Genomic DNA, 14827 nt, shown 5'->3' with positions numbered 1-14827 from the left:
CGCGGCGGACGTCCGCCGCGTGCGCCGCGTACACGGGGGCGAACCGAACCGGCTGCGGGGCGAACGGAATAAGTCGTACAAGCCTCGCTGAAGGGTGGCAATTCACCCTCCCCTCCGAAGAGGTGCGAAAACGGATCATCCCCCTGGTCAGGGACGGATCCACCCTTCGCGGACCCTCGCGCCGGTCCGATCGGAAGATGTGCCAGAGTTGCCACGTCCGGCCTGTGAACACGTACCGTACGGCGGAACAGGCGGACCAGCCGGGAGACCGGGAAGGGGCAGCTGGGTTGACCACGCACGCACCGCAGGCGCTGCAGTCGGTGACGCTGCCGGCCTCGCTCGACGAGGCCGTGGCGGCGCTGGAAGCCATGCCCGCCGCCGTCCCCGTGGCGGGGGGAACGGACCTGATGGCGGCCGTGAACAAGGGGCTCCTGCGCCCCTCGGCGCTGGTCGGCCTCGGCCGGATCAGCGAGCTGCGCGGCTGGCACTACCAGGACGGCCACGCCCTGCTCGGCGCCGGTCTCACCCACGCCCGCACGGGACGGCCCGACTTCGCCGCCCTGATCCCCGCCCTGGCCGCCGCCGCGCGCGCCGCGGGCCCGCCCCAGATCCGTAACGCCGGAACCCTCGGCGGCAACATCGCCACCTCCGCGCCCACCGGGGACGCCCTGCCGGTGCTGGCCGCCCTGGAGGCCGAGCTGGTCGTGGCCGGACCCGGTGGCACCCGCCGCGAGGTCCCCGTCTCGCACCTGCTGGCGGGCCGCGAGATGCTGGGCCCGGCCGAGCTGATCGGCTTCGTCCGGGTCCCGCTGCTGCACGCCCCGCAGGTGTTCCTGAAGGCCACCGGCCGCACCGGCCCCGGCCGTGCCACCGCCTCGGTCGCCATCGTGCTGGACCCGGCCCGGCGCGGGGTGCGCTGCGCGGTCGGCGCCATCGCCCCGATGCCGCTGCGCCCGCTGGAGGCGGAGCGCTGGATCGCCTCGCTGATCGACTGGGACGGCGAGCGGGGCCTGGCCCCCGACGCGCTGGCCGCCTTCGGCGAGTACGTCGCCGCCGCCTGCATCCCGGACCACGCACCGCCGGCCGACGGATCAGAGGCCCCGCCGCTGTCCCCGGCCGTACTGCACCTGCGCCGCACTGTCGCAGCGCTCGCCCGACGCGCGCTGGGGAGGGCCCTGTCGTGAGCAATGAGGAACCCCCCAACCAGCCGGGCCCCGACCCCCGGTACGGGGGCTGGGAGCCGACGCCGCAGAGCGGTGAGTACGACGCGGACGCCACCGCGTTCGTCCAGCTCCCGCCGGAGGACCTGGACAACGCGCCCCTGGCCGCCCCGGGCCAGGGCTACGTACCGCCGATGATCCTGCCGCTGACCCCGGCGGCCGGTCTGGACCCGGCCGCGACGGGCAGCTGGGTCGTGCAGACGCAGAGCCAGCAGCAGGCCCAGGCCGAGCGGCGCGCCCAGGAGGCGGCCGCTCCGGGCGCGGTGCAGTGGCCGGACCCGAACGAGCAGGGCGGGTACGCGCAGCCGTACCAGGACACCTCGCACACCACGGCCCAGTGGAACTTCACCGAGGCCATCGGCGAGCAGGCGGCGCCCGCAGAGCACTCCCGGCACACGGACCCTGGTGGCCACGCGGACCACTCCGGTCCTGCCAGCCACACAGACCACTCCGGTCCCGTCGGCCACACAGACCACTCTGGACCCGTCGGCCACACGGAGAACGCCGGACACACCGGCCCCGCCGGGCACACCGGCCACACGGAGAACCCCGGGCACACCAGCCCCGCCGGGGACACCAGCCCCGCCGGGCACACCGGCCAGTGGACGATCCCGGTCGCGGACGGGGATCTTCCGGACGAATCAGGCGAGTTCCCGGCCTCGGCGTCGGCCCCCCAGCAGTGGTACGCGGACGACACGCGCCCCGCGACGCTGCCCGGCGGCGCCCCCGCGCCCTGGGCCACGCAGCCGCAGCCCGAGGAGTCCCCGGCACCCGTGCGCCCCGGACCGGACGAGGAGCACGCGACCCCCTCGGGCCACCCCGGCCCCGGCCCCGAGGCCGCCCACCCGCTCCCCGCCACGGATCACGAAGCGGCGGCCCCCCAGCCAGAACCGGAATCCGTACCGGAACCGGAACCGGAAGCCCGAGCCGACCAGGAACCGGCAGCGGCGCCCACCTCCGCAACCGGCCACACGACCGACCACACGGCCCTGCCCGGCCCCGAGAACACAGCGGCCCCCGCATCCGAGGCCGGACCCGACCCGGCCCCCGAAGCGGAACCGGAACCGGACCCGGCCCACGACCCCGCGCACGACCCGGTCGCCGCCCCCGTCGACGTACCCAGCGAACACCCCTCCGCCTCCTACCTCCTGCACGTGAACGGCGTGGACCGCCCGGTCAGCGACGCCTGGATCGGCGAGTCCCTGCTCTACGTGCTCCGCGAGCGCCTCGGCCTCGCCGGGGCCAAGGACGGCTGCTCGCAGGGCGAGTGCGGGGCGTGCAACGTCCAGGTGGACGGCCGGCTCGTCGCCTCCTGCCTGGTGCCCGCGGCCACCGCCGCCGGGAGCGAGGTCCGTACGGTCGAGGGGCTGGCCGTCGACAGCGAACCCTCCGACGTCCAGCGTGCCCTCTCCGCCTGCGGCGCCGTCCAGTGCGGCTTCTGCATCCCCGGCATGGCGATGACCGTCCACGACCTGCTGGAGGGCAACCACGCCCCCAGCGAGCTGGAGACCCGCCAGGCCCTCTGCGGCAACCTCTGCCGCTGCTCCGGCTACCGGGGCGTGCTCGACGCCGTCGCGGACGTCGTGGCGGCCCGTGAGGCGAGCGCGGAGGCGGCCGCCTCCGCCCCGGCCCAGGACGAGGCCCGCATCCCGCACCAGGCCGAGCCCGGCGCCGGCGGCGTACAGCAGCCCCAGCCGCATCAGCCGCATCAGCCGCACCAGGGAGGCGCGCAGTGATCAACGCGCGCAGACCCGCGTCACCCGGTCACGATCACGGTCACCCGCCTGTCTCGCCCGTCCGGCCCGTCCGGCGCGCCCGGCCCATCCGATCAGTCCGACCGGCCCGATCAGTCCGGCCCCCCGCGACACCACAGGTCACCCCCCGCCGCCGACGCGGCGGTGCGAACGACAAGGAGGCGGCGTGAGCGGCGACGCAGCCACCGCGGCCAACGCGACCAGCACCAGCCTGCCCAGGATCGACGCCTCCGCCGGCCCCGGTGACGGGCCCGGCCAGGAGCCGCCCCTGATGGGCCTGGGCGCCTCGCTACAGCCCGCCGACGCCCGCGCGAAGACCGAGGGCACCTTCCCGTACGCCGCCGACCTCTGGGCCGAGGGGCTGCTCTGGGCCTCCGTGCTGCGCTCCCCGCACCCGCACGCCCGCATCCTGTCCATCGACACCTCGGCCGCCGCCGCGATGGCCGGGGTGCGCGCGGTCGTCACGCACGAGGACGTCCCCGGGGACAGCAACTACGGCCGCCGGGTCGTCGACCGCCCGGTCTTCGCCGCCGACCTGGTCCGCCACCACGGCGAGCCGATCGCCGCCGTCGCCGCCGACCACCCGGACACCGCACGGCTGGCCGCCGCCGCCATCGCCGTCGAGTACGAGGTGCTGGAGCCGGTCACGGACCCGGAGAAGGCGTTCGCGGCGGAGCCCCTGCACCCCGACGGCAACCTGATCCGGCACATTCCGCTCCGGTACGGCGACGCCGAGGCGACCGGCGAGGTCATCGTCGAGGGCCTCTACCGCATCGGCCGACAGGACCCGGCCCCGATCGGCGCGGAGGCCGCCCTCGCCGTGCCCCGCCCGGACGGCGGCGTCGAGCTCTACACCGCCTCCACCGACCCGCACACCGACCGCGACCTGGCCGCCGCCTGCTTCGGCCTGGAGCCGGACCGGGTCAAGGTCGTCGTCACCGGAGTCCCCGGCGCGACCGGCGACCGTGAGGACCCCGGCTTCCAGATCCCGCTGGGCCTGCTCGCCCTGCGCACCGGCTGCCCGGTGAAGCTGGCCGCCACCCGCGAGGACTCCTTCCTCGGCCACGCCCACCGCCACCCGACGCTCCTGCGCTACCGCCACCACGCGGACGCGGAGGGCCGGCTGGTCAAGGTGGAGGCGCAGATCCTGCTGGACGCGGGGGCGTACGCCGACGCCTCCTCGGAGTCGCTGGCCGCCGCGGTCGCCTTCGCCTGCGGCCCGTACGTCGTCCCGCACGCCTTCATCGAGGGCTGGGCGGTCCGCACGAACAACCCGCCGTCGGGCCACGTACGCGGCGAGGGCGCGATGCAGGTGTGCGCGGCGTACGAGGGCCAGATGGACAAGCTGGCCGCCAAGCTCGGCATCGACCCGGCCGAACTCCGCCTCCGTAACGTGCTGTCCACGGGCGACATCCTCCCCACGGGCCAGACGGTGACCTGCCCGGCCCCGGTGGCCGAACTGCTCCGCGCGGTCCGCGACCACCCCCTCCCCGCCCTCCCCAAGGACACCCCCGAGGACGACTGGCTGCTGCCCGGCGGCCCCGAGGGCGCGGGCGAGCCCGGGGCGGTGCGCCGGGGCGTGGGCTACGGCGTGGGCATGGTCCACATGCTCGGCGCCGAGGGCGCGGACGAGGTCTCCACGGCCACGGTCCGGGTCCACGACGGCGTGGCCACGGTGATCTGCGCGGCGGTCGAGACGGGCCAGGGCTTCACCACCCTCGCCCGCCAGATCGTCCAGGAGGTCCTGGGCGTGGACGAGGTCCATGTGGCGGCGGTCGACACCGACCAGCCCCCGGCGGGCCCGGCGACCCACGGCCGCCACACCTGGGTCTCCGGCGGGGCGGTGGAGCGGGCGGCCAAGATGGTCCGCACCCAGCTCCTCCAGCCGCTGGCCCACAAGTTCGGCATGTCCACGGAGCTGCTCCAGATCGCGGACGGCAAGATCACCTCGTACGACGGTGTCCTCTCCACCACCGTCATGGAGGCGATGGACGGCAAGGAGCTCTGGGCCACCGCCCAGTGCCGCCCCCACCCCACCGAGCCGCTGGACGACTCCGGCCAGGGCGACGCCTTCGTGGGCCTCGCGTTCTGCGCGGTACGGGCGGTCGTCGACGTGGACATCGAGCTCGGCTCGATCCGCGTGGTGGAAATGGCGGTAGCCCAGGACGTGGGCCGCGTCCTGAACCCGAAGCAGCTCGCGATCCGTATCGAGGCGGGCATCACCCAGGGCATCGGCGCGGCCCTGACGGAGAACCTCCGCACCGCGCGAGGCCTGATCCGCCACCCCGACCTGACCGGCTACGCGCTCCCGACCTCGCTGGACGCCCCGGACATCCGCATCGTCAAACTGGTCGAGGAGCGGGACGTGGTGGCCCCCTTCGGCGCCAAGCCCGCCTCGGCCGTCCCCGTCGTGACGGCCCCCGCCGCAGTCGCCTCGGCGGTCCGCTCGGCCACCGGCCGCCCGGTGAACCGCCTGCCGGTGCGCCCGCAGGCGGCGGTGGTGAACGCCAAGAGCTGAGGGACCGTGCGCCGGACCGGCGTACGGGATGTCGAACACGGGGAGGGACCGGCGTGATCACCGAGCCGGAGCTGGTGGGGGAGTCGGGCGCGGAACGCGGCGCCGACGAGGTGGGCGGCTACGACCGGAAGCCCGCGTCGGGTCGCCGACGCGGACACGGCCTGCTGTGGGGCGCGGCCGGGGCGCTGGTGGCATCCGCCGTGTGGGCATCGGCCGTCTTCGCGTACGGCATCGGCGGCGACCGCAAGCCGGAGACGCACGGTTACCAACTGGGGGAACGTTCCTGCTCCGCCCTCCGGCTGACGGCGCTCACCGCGTCCGTGGGCAAGCGGGAGGAGCCCCCGTCGCTCTCCTCGGGAACCATCGGACACCCGGCACTCGACAGCGTCACGTGCTCCACGTCGCTCGGCTCCTCCGGAGGCTCCAGCAAGGAATGGAGCTCCCAGCTCCACGTCTGGATGGTGGCCGAACTGCACAAGGAGACCGACCCCCGGCCCGAATTCGAGGCCCGCGGGGGCGTGGCGAGTCTGCTGGGCAACGAACCGGAACGCTCGGAGCTGGTACCCGGCCTCGGGGACCTGGCCTATCTGCTGGTCGTGGACGAATACGACGCGGAGCTGCGGGTGCTGGAGGGCGGTGCCGTCATCACTCTCTCCATCTCCCTGAATTGGGACTACACGGGGTCCGGCGACGGCGATGCGCCCCCGCCCGACGCCCCCGGTGTGGAGCAGTACCACCCGGACCTGATCAGTGACATGCGCGATCTGATGAAGAGGCTGAAGAAGGCCTGAGGACCGCTGCCCGCCGTGGCGGGCTCACTTGCTCTGGGAGCTGGAGGCTGCGGGAGCGGAGACGACGGGGCCGCTGAGTGCAGCTCCGCGTCAGTGGCCGGGACACGGCTGTGCGGCGGCAGAGCTGTGTTCGCCAACGTGGGCAAGGCGCTGAAGGTGATCATGGAGGCGTCGCAGTTCGAGGCATCGGGCGAGAAATTCCCGTCGGGCGACCCGGCCCCCAAGTTCACCGTGCTCAGGATGGGGGAGCGGGCCCTGACCGCGCCGGACGGGGCGTTCCTCCGGTTCGCCTGCCGAAGCGGAATGCTGCCCGGCTCCGGACCGGCTCACCTGGGCGTCGGTGTGGAGCGTGGGGGAATGACCGTGGAACCCGAGGGCGACCCCGAGGCGCTGAAGAACGCCTACGCGACCGTGGCCCACTCCTTCTCCTTGGCCATGGCGAAGGAATTGGAGTGCGAGAACGACGGGGGACTGGAGGCCAGGCCGTCACTGGACCCCATGACCCCATGACCCCGCACACGCCGAAGGCCGCCTCCAGAGGTATAGAGGCGGCCTTCGGCTTTCGGGCTTCTTCGCTGGAGGCCGTGACCGGAATCGAACCGGTGTAACTCGAGTTGCAGTCGAGCCCCTGAGCCTCTCGGGCACACGGCCATGCCTTGCTGTTGTGTCCTCGACGTTAGGGGGCGTGGGGAGCGGGCCACAAGGAAAACGGGCGGTCCGCAATACGACTGCCATACGCCGTTCACGCCCGGGGCTTCCGCCCTACGACCAAGGGACGAGCCCGGGCGGGCACAGCGACAGGGCTCAAACCGCCCCACGCCCCTTACTCTGGGGAAATGACCGCCCCCGAACAGCGTGACGGCACCGATGCCGCGCGCCCCGCCCCGACCGATCCGCCGCACGACCACCACCGGGCCGACCGACCGCACGACCAGCACCGGACCGGTCGGCCGCACGACCGCGACCAGGGCGGCCGACCGTACGACCGTCACCAGGGCGGTCCCACCGACCAGGCCGCCATGCTGCCCACCGATCCGGCCACCGGGCTGCCCGTCGACCTCCCCGCCGACCTCAAGACCGGCATACCCGGCGACGTACGGCCCGGTATGCCGGACGCTCTGCCCGGCGATCTGACCTCGGCGGTCGCGGGGGCGGCCGCCGAAGGGGTGCTCGGGCGGACCTATCGGGCGCTGAGCATCGGCATCGTCTCCGTGGTGTTCCTCATCGCGTTCGAGGCGACGGCGGTCGGTACGGCAATGCCGGTCGCCGCGCGTGAGCTGCACGGCATTCCGCTCTACGCGTTCGCCTTCTCCGCGTACTTCACCACCAGCCTCTTCGCCATGGTGCTCTCCGGCCAGTGGGCCGACCGGCGCGGGCCGCTCCAGCCGCTCGCCACCGGGATCACCGCGTTCGGTGTGGGGCTGCTGCTCTCCGGGGCGGCGGGCTCTATGTGGGTGTTCATCGCGGGCCGGGCGGTCCAGGGGCTCGGCGGCGGGCTGGTGATCGTTGCCCTGTACGTGGTCATCGGGCGCGCCTATCCCGAACGCATCCGGCCCGCCATCATGGCCGCGTTCGCCGCGAGCTGGGTGATCCCGTCCGTGGTCGGGCCGCTGGCCGCCGGAACGGTGACCGAGCACCTCGGCTGGCGGTGGGTCTTCGTCGGCATCCCCGCACTCATCGTCATTCCGCTCGCCCTGGCCCTGCCGCAGATCCGCCGGATGGCCTCGGGCCCGGCGGACCCGGAGGCTCCGGCGCAGCCGTACGACCGCCGCCGTATCCGGCTCGCGCTGGGGATCTCGGCGGGGGCGGCGCTGCTCCAGTACGCGGGCCAGGAGCTGAACTGGCTCGCCGTGCTGCCCGCCGCCGCGGGGGTCGCGCTGCTGGTGCCCGCGGTACGGGGCCTGCTGCCCACCGGGACCGTACGGGCGGCGCGCGGGCTGCCGTCGGTGATCCTGCTGCGGGGGGTGGCGGCCGGTTCGTTCATCGCCGCGGAGTCCTTCGTACCGCTGATGCTGGTCACCCAGCGCGGCCTGACCCCGACCATGGCGGGTCTCTCCCTGGCGGTGGGCGGCGCGACCTGGGCGCTCGGCTCGTTCGTCCAGTCCCGGCCGCGTCTGGAGCCGCACCGGGAGCGGCTGATGGTGAGCGGGATGGTGCTGGTGGCCGCGTCGATCGCCGTCGCCCCCACCGTACTGATCGAGGCGGTCCCGGTCTGGATCGTCGCCGTGGCCTGGGCCTTCGGCTGCTTCGGCATGGGCATGGTGATCGCCTCCACCAGCGTGCTGCTGCTGAAGCTGTCGGCCCCGGAGGAGGCGGGCTCCAACTCCGCCGCCCTCCAGATCTCGGACGGCCTCTCCAACGTCCTGCTGCTGGCCATCGGCGGCGCCGCCTTCGCGTCCCTCGGCGGCAAGGCCCTGGGCGCGGCGGCGCACGGCACGGTGAGCGGGGCGGCCTCGGGCTCGCACCCGATGGCCTTCGCGGCGGTGTTCCTGCCGATGGCGGTGGTGGCCGTGGTGGGGGCGTGGGTGGCTACGCGGGTCGTCGTGCGGGAGAAGTGATCAGTACCATTTTGGCCCCACCCGGTGGTACCGTTTTGGTATGGCTATGAACCTGCGTCTCCGTGACGACCAGACCGAGGCACTCAAGCAGCGCGCCGAGCAGGAGGGCACCAGCATGCACGCCATACTGCTCCAGGCCGTGGACGACTACCTCGCCAGAACGGCGCAGCAGGCCATCGTCCGCAAGACGGCGAAGGAGCAGGCGGCCAAGTGGAGCGAGCTGATGGAGCGGCTGAAGTGAGCTGTGTCTATCTGAGCTCCGAGGACGTGCTCGTGATCGCCGATCACGCCTGCGACGACATGCAGGTCGTCGTCCGGGACGCCGGTCTTCTGGAGTCCGCGGTCCACCGCCCCTCGGCCGCCATGTTCGGCCAGGAGGCCTATCCCGACCTGATCGACAAGGCGGCGGCGCTCCTCCAGTCCTTGGCGAACAACCACCTGCGTTCTTTCTTCGACGGCAACAAAAGGACGGCCTGGCTCTCCTGCGTCACGTTCCTGGCCATGAACGGCGTCGACCTGCGCTTGGACATCGACGCGGCGGAACGGCTGGTCATCGACGTCGCCACGGGTGAGGCGGACGAGATCAAGACCATCTCCGACGGGCTGCGGGGCCTGGTCGTCGACCAGGTGTGAGCACGGTCTCGTCGGGCGTCGGCGCGGCTCGTTCGTACCGGGTTTCAACCGGGCCCCCGGTAGGGTGGCCCGGTTGTCGTATCGCGGGCCGGGTCCTTCGGGCCGGGTGCGGTAGCGGCAGCGACCCACGTACCCGAGCGCCCCGAACCGGAGACCGTGACTACTACCACCGCCTCCCACCACCTCTCCCCCGCCTTTCCCGGCCGCGCCCCCTGGGGGACCGCCGGCAAGCTGCGAGCCTGGCAGCAGGGGGCCATGGAGAGGTACATCCAGGAGCAGCCGCGCGACTTCCTCGCCGTCGCCACGCCCGGCGCCGGCAAGACCACCTTCGCGCTGACCCTCGCGTCGTGGCTGCTGCACCACCACGTCGTCCAGCAGATCACCGTGGTCGCCCCGACCGAGCACCTCAAGAAGCAGTGGGCGGAGGCGGCCGCCCGGATAGGGATCAAGCTCGACCCGGAGTACAGCGCCGGTCCGCTGAGCAAGGAGTACCACGGTGTCGCCGTGACGTACGCCGGTGTCGGCGTCCGCCCGATGCTGCACCGCAACCGGTGCGAGCAGCGCAAGACCCTCGTGATCCTCGACGAGATCCACCACGCCGGTGACTCGAAGTCCTGGGGCGAGGCCTGCCAGGAGGCGTTCGACCCGGCGACCCGGCGGCTCGCGCTGACGGGTACGCCGTTCCGGTCGGACACCAACCCGATCCCGTTCGTCGCGTACGAGGAGGGGAACGACGGCATCCGCCGCTCCTCCGCCGACTACACGTACGGCTACGGCAACGCGCTCGCCGACGGCGTCGTCCGCCCTGTGATCTTCCTCAGCTACAGCGGCAACATGCGCTGGCGCACCAAGGCCGGGGACGAGATCGCCGCCCGGCTCGGCGAGCCGATGACCAAGGACGCCATCGGCCAGGCCTGGCGCACCGCGCTCGCGCCCACCGGGGAGTGGATCCCCAACGTTCTGGCCGCCGCCGACAAGCGGTTGACCGAGGTCCGCAAGGGCATCCCCGACGCGGGCGGGCTGGTCATCGCGACGGATCAGGACTCGGCACGCGCGTACGCCAAGATCCTGAAGAAGGTCACCGGAGAGACGCCGACCGTCGTCCTCTCCGACGAGAAGGCCGCCTCGAAGAAGATCGACAAGTTCAGCGCGGACGAGTCGCGCTGGATGGTCGCGGTGCGGATGGTGTCCGAGGGCGTCGACGTGCCGCGCCTGGCCGTCGGTGTGTACGCCACCACCATCTCCACGCCCCTCTTCTTCGCCCAGGCCGTCGGCCGCTTCGTGCGCTCCCGCAGGCGCGGTGAGACGGCCTCCGTCTTCGTACCGACGATCCCGATGCTCCTCGACTTCGCCAACGAGATGGAGGTCGAGCGGGATCACGTCCTCGACAAGCCGAAGAAGGGCAGCGACGAGGAGAACCCGTTCGCGGAGGAGGACCAGCTCCTCGCCGACGCCGAGAAGCTGGAGGACGAGGAGACCGAGGACCAACTGCCCTGGGAGGCACTGGAGTCCGACGCCGTCTTCGACCGAGTGCTGTACGACGGCGCCGAGTTCGGCATGCAGGCCCACCCGGGCAGTGAGGAGGAGCAGGACTACCTCGGTATCCCCGGCCTCCTCGAACCGGACCAGGTGCAACTCCTCCTCCAGAAGCGTCAGAGCCGCCAGATCGCGCACAGCCGCCAGAAGCCGGCCGAGGAGGCCGACCTCCTGGAGAAGCCCGCCGAGGCGCGGCCCGTCGTCACCCACAAGCAGTTGCTCAGCCTCCGCAAGCAGCTCAACACGATGGTCTCCGCCTACACCCACCAGAGCGGCAAGCCCCACGGCGTGATCCACAACGAACTGCGCCGCGTCTGCGGCGGCCCCCCGACCGCCGAGGCCACGGCCCACCAGATCCAGACGCGCATCGCCAAGGTCCAGGAGTGGGCCACCCGGATGACGTGAGGGGGCCGCCTGCCCGCCCCGCCCTCCTGCCGTGCGGCTCGTTCCGGTCCTGTCCGGGGCGGGCCGCACACCCGTTTTCGGCCACCTGTCGCTTCCTGCCACCGCCCGGCCGGAAAATTGTGCACGCTTCAATTCACGGTGAGTTAACGACAGTTCACACGAGATGTACGAAGGGTCACCACCACGTCTGCCGACCTGGACGCGCGTAGATGTTCGCGTTTCGGACGCCACCGCGCTGACCGGCGGTTATGTCGTACGGTCGAGGCCCCGCCCCGGGGAGCGCCCGGATTCTGGACGAGGGCTTCCGCTGAGCGGACTGGCTCGCTACTGTCCCCGCCATATGAACGCCCCGTGGCAGAGCCGCCGCGGAGCGCAGCCGGTGCCTTGGCCAGACCGGCGGCCTCTCCGTGCGTCGCCGCTGGGACCGGTGTCGCAACCCCCGGAGCAGGGCCGTCGTCGCTCACCCGAAGAGGAGAGGGCGTCGTGACAGCGGAGACTTCCCAGACGCTCGACCGAGGACTGCGGGTCCTCAAACTGCTCGCCGATACCGATCACGGCCTGACCGTCACCGAGTTGTCCAACAAACTCGGCGTCAACCGGACCGTCGTCTACCGACTGCTCGCCACCCTGGAGCAGCACGCCCTCGTCCGCCGCGATCTGGGCGGCCGCGCCCGGGTCGGGCTCGGCGTGCTGCGCCTCGGCCGACAGGTGCACCCCCTCGTCCGGGAGGCCGCGCTGCCCGCGCTGCGCTCCCTGGCCGAGGACATAGGGGCCACCGCCCACCTCACGCTCGTCGACGGCAGCGACGCCCTCGCGGTCGCCGTCGTGGAGCCCACCTGGACCGACTACCACGTGGCCTACCGGGCGGGCTTCCGGCACCCGCTGGACCGGGGGGCCGCGGGGCGGGCCATCCTCTCCGCCCGTCAGCAGACGACGGCCGGCCACCCCGGCTACACCCTCACCCACGGCGAGCTCGAAGCCGGTGCCAGCGGGGCGGCCGCGCCCCTGGTCGGGGTGTCGGGGGTGGAGGGGAGCGTCGGCGTGGTCATGCTCGCCGACGCCGTACCGGAGCGGGTCGGGCCCCGGGTGCTCGACGCCGCCCGGGAAGTGGCGGACGCCCTGCGGTAGCGCCTCGCGTCGGCGGCGCCCCCGCGGCAGTGGCATGTCGGGGGCGTACGCCGGGCGCGTTTCCGTCTGCGTGCGGCGGTTAGATTGGACGGGTGCTCACTCGTCTCTCGCGCCCCCGCGCGCTCGCCCTCTGCGCGCTGCCCGTCCTCGCCCTCTTCGGTACGGCGGCCCTCGCGCCGCTCCCGTTCACCCTGGCGGAGCCCGGGGTGACCGCCGATGTGCTCGGCAAGGACCGCGGCAAGCCGGTGATCACCATCACCGGCGCCGAGACCCGGCCCACCGCGGGGCAGCTGCGGATGACCACGATCGTCGCCACCGGCCCGAAGGCGGACGTCCGGATCGGCGATGTGCTGGACGGCTGGTTCCGTACGGACCGGGCGGTCATGCCCCGGGACTCCGTCTACCCGACCGGCGGCTCCGAGCAGGAGATCGAGCAGCACAACCTGAACGACATGAAGGACTCCCAGAACGTCGCCGTCGACGCCGCCCTGAACCATCTGAAGCGCGCGCCCGGCGCGATGCGCGTCAGCGTGGATCTCGGGGACATCGGCGGGCCCAGCGCCGGGCTCTTCCTCTCCCTCGGCATCATCGACAAGCTCGACGGCGACGGGAAGGGCGGCGACCTCACCGGGGGCCGCACCATCGCCGGTACGGGGACGATCACCGCGGACGGCAAGGTCGGCGCGGTCGGCGGGGTCTCCATGAAGACCCAGGCCGCCCACCGCGACGGGGCCACCGTCTTCCTCGTCCCGAAGGCCGAGTGCCGGGAGGCGGAGGCCGAGCGGCCCGACGGGCTGCGGCTGATCCCCGTCACGACCCTGGACGGGGCGGTGGCCGCGCTCAAGGCCCTGGAGCACGGCGGGAAGGTGCCGAGCTGCTGATCCCCTCCGGCGGTGGGGGTGGTTCGGACGGTACGGAGAGTTCCCGGCGCTTCTCCTCCATCGGTACGGAGGACTCCCGGGCCGACGCCTTTGCCGGGCCCTCCCCGGTCGGCCCCTCCACCGCCGGTTCCGTCCCCACCTGCCCCTCCATCGTCCGCCACGACGGGAACACCAGCGGGCTCAGCGTCGCCAGGAAGTACACCCCGCCCATCGCCAGCAGTGCCCCCGACGAGCCCATCCCCTCCACCAGCAGCCCGGCCGCGAGACCGCCCAGCGGCATCGCGAACTCGCAGCCCGCGGTCAGCGCCCCCGAGACCCGGCTGCGCAGCCGGTCCGGTACGCGTTCGTAGATCACCGTCGTCAGGATCGGGTTCAGCACCCCGCCCGCGATCCCGCCCAGCAGCATGGTCACCGCGAGCGGCAGCGTCGTTCCCGTCACCGCCGCCACCAGGAAGCGCGGCGCACCGCACAGGATCACGCAGGCCGTGAACACCGCCCGCCGGGGGAAGCGGTGCCCCACCGCCCCGTACAGCAGCGCCCCCGCCAGTCCGCCCGCCCCGAACAGCGCGGTGAGCAGCCCGATGTCCCGCGCTCCGCCCAACTCGGCCTCGGCGTGCACCGGGAGCAGGACGGCGTACCAGCCCTGGTCGGTGCCGTTCATGAGCATCACCATGACCACGATCGCCAGCAGCAGCCGGTTGCCCAGCAAGTGGGCGTATCCCTCGCGGAGTTCGGTGCCGTACGTGCGCAGGGAGACGGGTGCTCCGTCCTTGCGCGGTTCGGCCGCGCCCACCCCCCGTACGCCGACGGCGACCAGCAGTGCGGAGAGGCCGAACGTGGCCGCGTCCAGGAGGAGTACGGTCTCCGATCCGGCGAAGGCGATCAGGACCCCGGCCAGCGCCGCGCCGACCATCCTGGCCCCGCGCGAGACCGCGTCGAAGAGGCTCGCGGCGCGGGGGAGCGTGGTGCCCGCGTGCTCCGCGAGGTCGGGGATGAGGACATAGCGGGCGGTGTTGCCCGGGGTGTGGGCGAACCCGTTCAGCGCCATCAGCGCGCAGAGCATCCAGAATTCGAGGGCGCCCACCTGGTGCAGCAGCGGGATCGCGGCGATGGCGAGGCCGCAGACCGTGTCGGAGGCGATGGCGACCCGGCGGCGGCCGATCCGGTCGATGACCGGTCCGCCGATCAGCGCGGCGACGACGATCGGCAGGGTGGCGCAGAAGGCCACGACACCGGCCCGGCCCGCGCTGCCGGTGGTCTCCAGGACGAACCAGGGCACGCCGATCAGGGTGAGTGAAGTCCCGGCGGTGGAGATGGAGTTGGCCGCGAGCGTGGCGGCGAGCGGCATGCGGCGGCGATGGCGGTGGCGGTGATGATGGTGGCTGTGGCTGTGGTTCATGGCC

12 protein-coding genes and 1 tRNA gene are annotated in these 14827 nt (G+C 73.0%); 11 read left to right on the top strand and 2 right to left on the bottom strand.

Going from position 1 to position 14827, the window contains the following annotated elements:
* Positions 1-287: 287 nt before the first annotated feature.
* From ACFW9Z_RS25350 to ACFW9Z_RS25330, 5 genes are all read left to right on the top strand, one after another.
* Positions 288-1184 (top strand): FAD binding domain-containing protein, encoded by an 897-nt coding sequence (locus tag ACFW9Z_RS25350; RefSeq protein WP_384644730.1) that lies wholly within the window; start codon positions 288-290, stop codon positions 1182-1184.
* On the top strand, positions 1181-2956 hold the full coding sequence (locus ACFW9Z_RS25345; RefSeq protein WP_384644728.1) for a 2Fe-2S iron-sulfur cluster-binding protein: 1776 nt from the start codon (positions 1181-1183) through the stop codon (positions 2954-2956). Before ACFW9Z_RS25350 ends, ACFW9Z_RS25345 begins: the two co-directional genes overlap by 4 nt.
* Positions 2957-3140: 184 nt before the next feature.
* Positions 3141-5492, top strand: coding sequence for a xanthine dehydrogenase family protein molybdopterin-binding subunit (locus ACFW9Z_RS25340; RefSeq protein WP_384644726.1), 2352 nt, complete (start codon positions 3141-3143; stop codon positions 5490-5492).
* 53 nt (positions 5493-5545) lie between these two features.
* A complete protein-coding gene (locus tag ACFW9Z_RS25335; RefSeq protein ID WP_384644724.1) occupies positions 5546-6283 on the top strand; it encodes a hypothetical protein in 738 nt (245 codons plus the stop codon).
* A 126-nt stretch (positions 6284-6409) separates the two neighbouring features.
* Positions 6410-6793, top strand: coding sequence for a hypothetical protein (locus tag ACFW9Z_RS25330; protein WP_384644722.1), 384 nt, complete (start codon positions 6410-6412; stop codon positions 6791-6793).
* Positions 6794-6859: 66 nt separating this feature from the next.
* Here the strand turns inward: ACFW9Z_RS25330 and ACFW9Z_RS25325 are convergent.
* Positions 6860-6934: transfer RNA gene (locus tag ACFW9Z_RS25325), tRNA-Cys, on the bottom strand.
* Positions 6935-7119: 185 nt separating this feature from the next.
* Between ACFW9Z_RS25325 and ACFW9Z_RS25320 the strand changes: the two genes are divergently transcribed.
* The 6 genes from ACFW9Z_RS25320 to ACFW9Z_RS25295 all read left to right on the top strand — a co-directional run bounded on the left by ACFW9Z_RS25320 (position 7120) and on the right by ACFW9Z_RS25295 (position 13424).
* The gene (locus tag ACFW9Z_RS25320) at positions 7120-8841 is read left to right on the top strand and encodes an MFS transporter (RefSeq protein ID WP_384644720.1); all 1722 of its coding nucleotides are present in this window, start codon (positions 7120-7122) and stop codon (positions 8839-8841) included.
* A gap of 40 nt (positions 8842-8881) precedes the next feature.
* Entirely contained in the window at positions 8882-9082 is a 201-nt protein-coding gene (locus ACFW9Z_RS25315) for a ribbon-helix-helix protein, CopG family (protein WP_026290595.1), read from the top strand.
* Positions 9079-9474, top strand: a complete 396-nt coding sequence (locus tag ACFW9Z_RS25310; protein ID WP_384644717.1) for a type II toxin-antitoxin system death-on-curing family toxin — start codon at positions 9079-9081, stop codon at positions 9472-9474. The genes ACFW9Z_RS25315 and ACFW9Z_RS25310 overlap by 4 nt, the downstream gene beginning before the upstream one ends.
* A gap of 156 nt (positions 9475-9630) precedes the next feature.
* On the top strand, positions 9631-11415 hold the full coding sequence (locus ACFW9Z_RS25305) for a DEAD/DEAH box helicase (RefSeq protein ID WP_384644715.1): 1785 nt from the start codon (positions 9631-9633) through the stop codon (positions 11413-11415).
* Positions 11416-11898: 483 nt separating this feature from the next.
* Positions 11899-12543 carry a helix-turn-helix domain-containing protein gene (locus ACFW9Z_RS25300; protein ID WP_366387086.1) on the top strand — a complete coding sequence of 215 codons (645 nt, stop codon included), beginning with the start codon at positions 11899-11901 and terminating at the stop codon, positions 12541-12543.
* A gap of 92 nt (positions 12544-12635) precedes the next feature.
* Positions 12636-13424: a S16 family serine protease gene (locus ACFW9Z_RS25295; RefSeq protein ID WP_384644713.1), complete on the top strand. Its 789-nt coding sequence runs from the start codon at positions 12636-12638 to the stop codon at positions 13422-13424.
* On the opposite strand, the gene ACFW9Z_RS25290 is transcribed toward ACFW9Z_RS25295, so the two are convergent.
* Positions 13384-14823 (bottom strand): MFS transporter, encoded by a 1440-nt coding sequence (locus tag ACFW9Z_RS25290; RefSeq protein WP_384644711.1) that lies wholly within the window; start codon positions 14821-14823, stop codon positions 13384-13386. The two genes, ACFW9Z_RS25295 and ACFW9Z_RS25290, sit on opposite strands and share 41 nt — an antisense overlap.
* Positions 14824-14827 lie beyond the last annotated feature (4 nt).

It is taken from the genome of Streptomyces sp. NPDC059452, assembly GCF_042750035.1.
Lineage (GTDB): Bacteria > Actinomycetota > Actinomycetes > Streptomycetales > Streptomycetaceae > Streptomyces.
Note: the sequence above shows the minus strand (reverse complement) of the source record. Positions and strands in the feature narration are given on the sequence as shown.

Bases quoted from the DNA above. Each gene is read 5' to 3' on its own strand.
- ACFW9Z_RS25320 (WP_384644720.1), top strand. From the start codon at position 7,120: ATGACCGCCCCCGAACAGCGTGACGGCACCGATGCCGCGCGCCCCGCC.
- ACFW9Z_RS25290 (WP_384644711.1), bottom strand. From the start codon at position 14,823: ATGAACCACAGCCACAGCCACCATCATCACCGCCACCGCCATCGCCGC.
- ACFW9Z_RS25315 (WP_026290595.1), top strand. From the start codon at position 8,882: ATGGCTATGAACCTGCGTCTCCGTGACGACCAGACCGAGGCACTCAAG.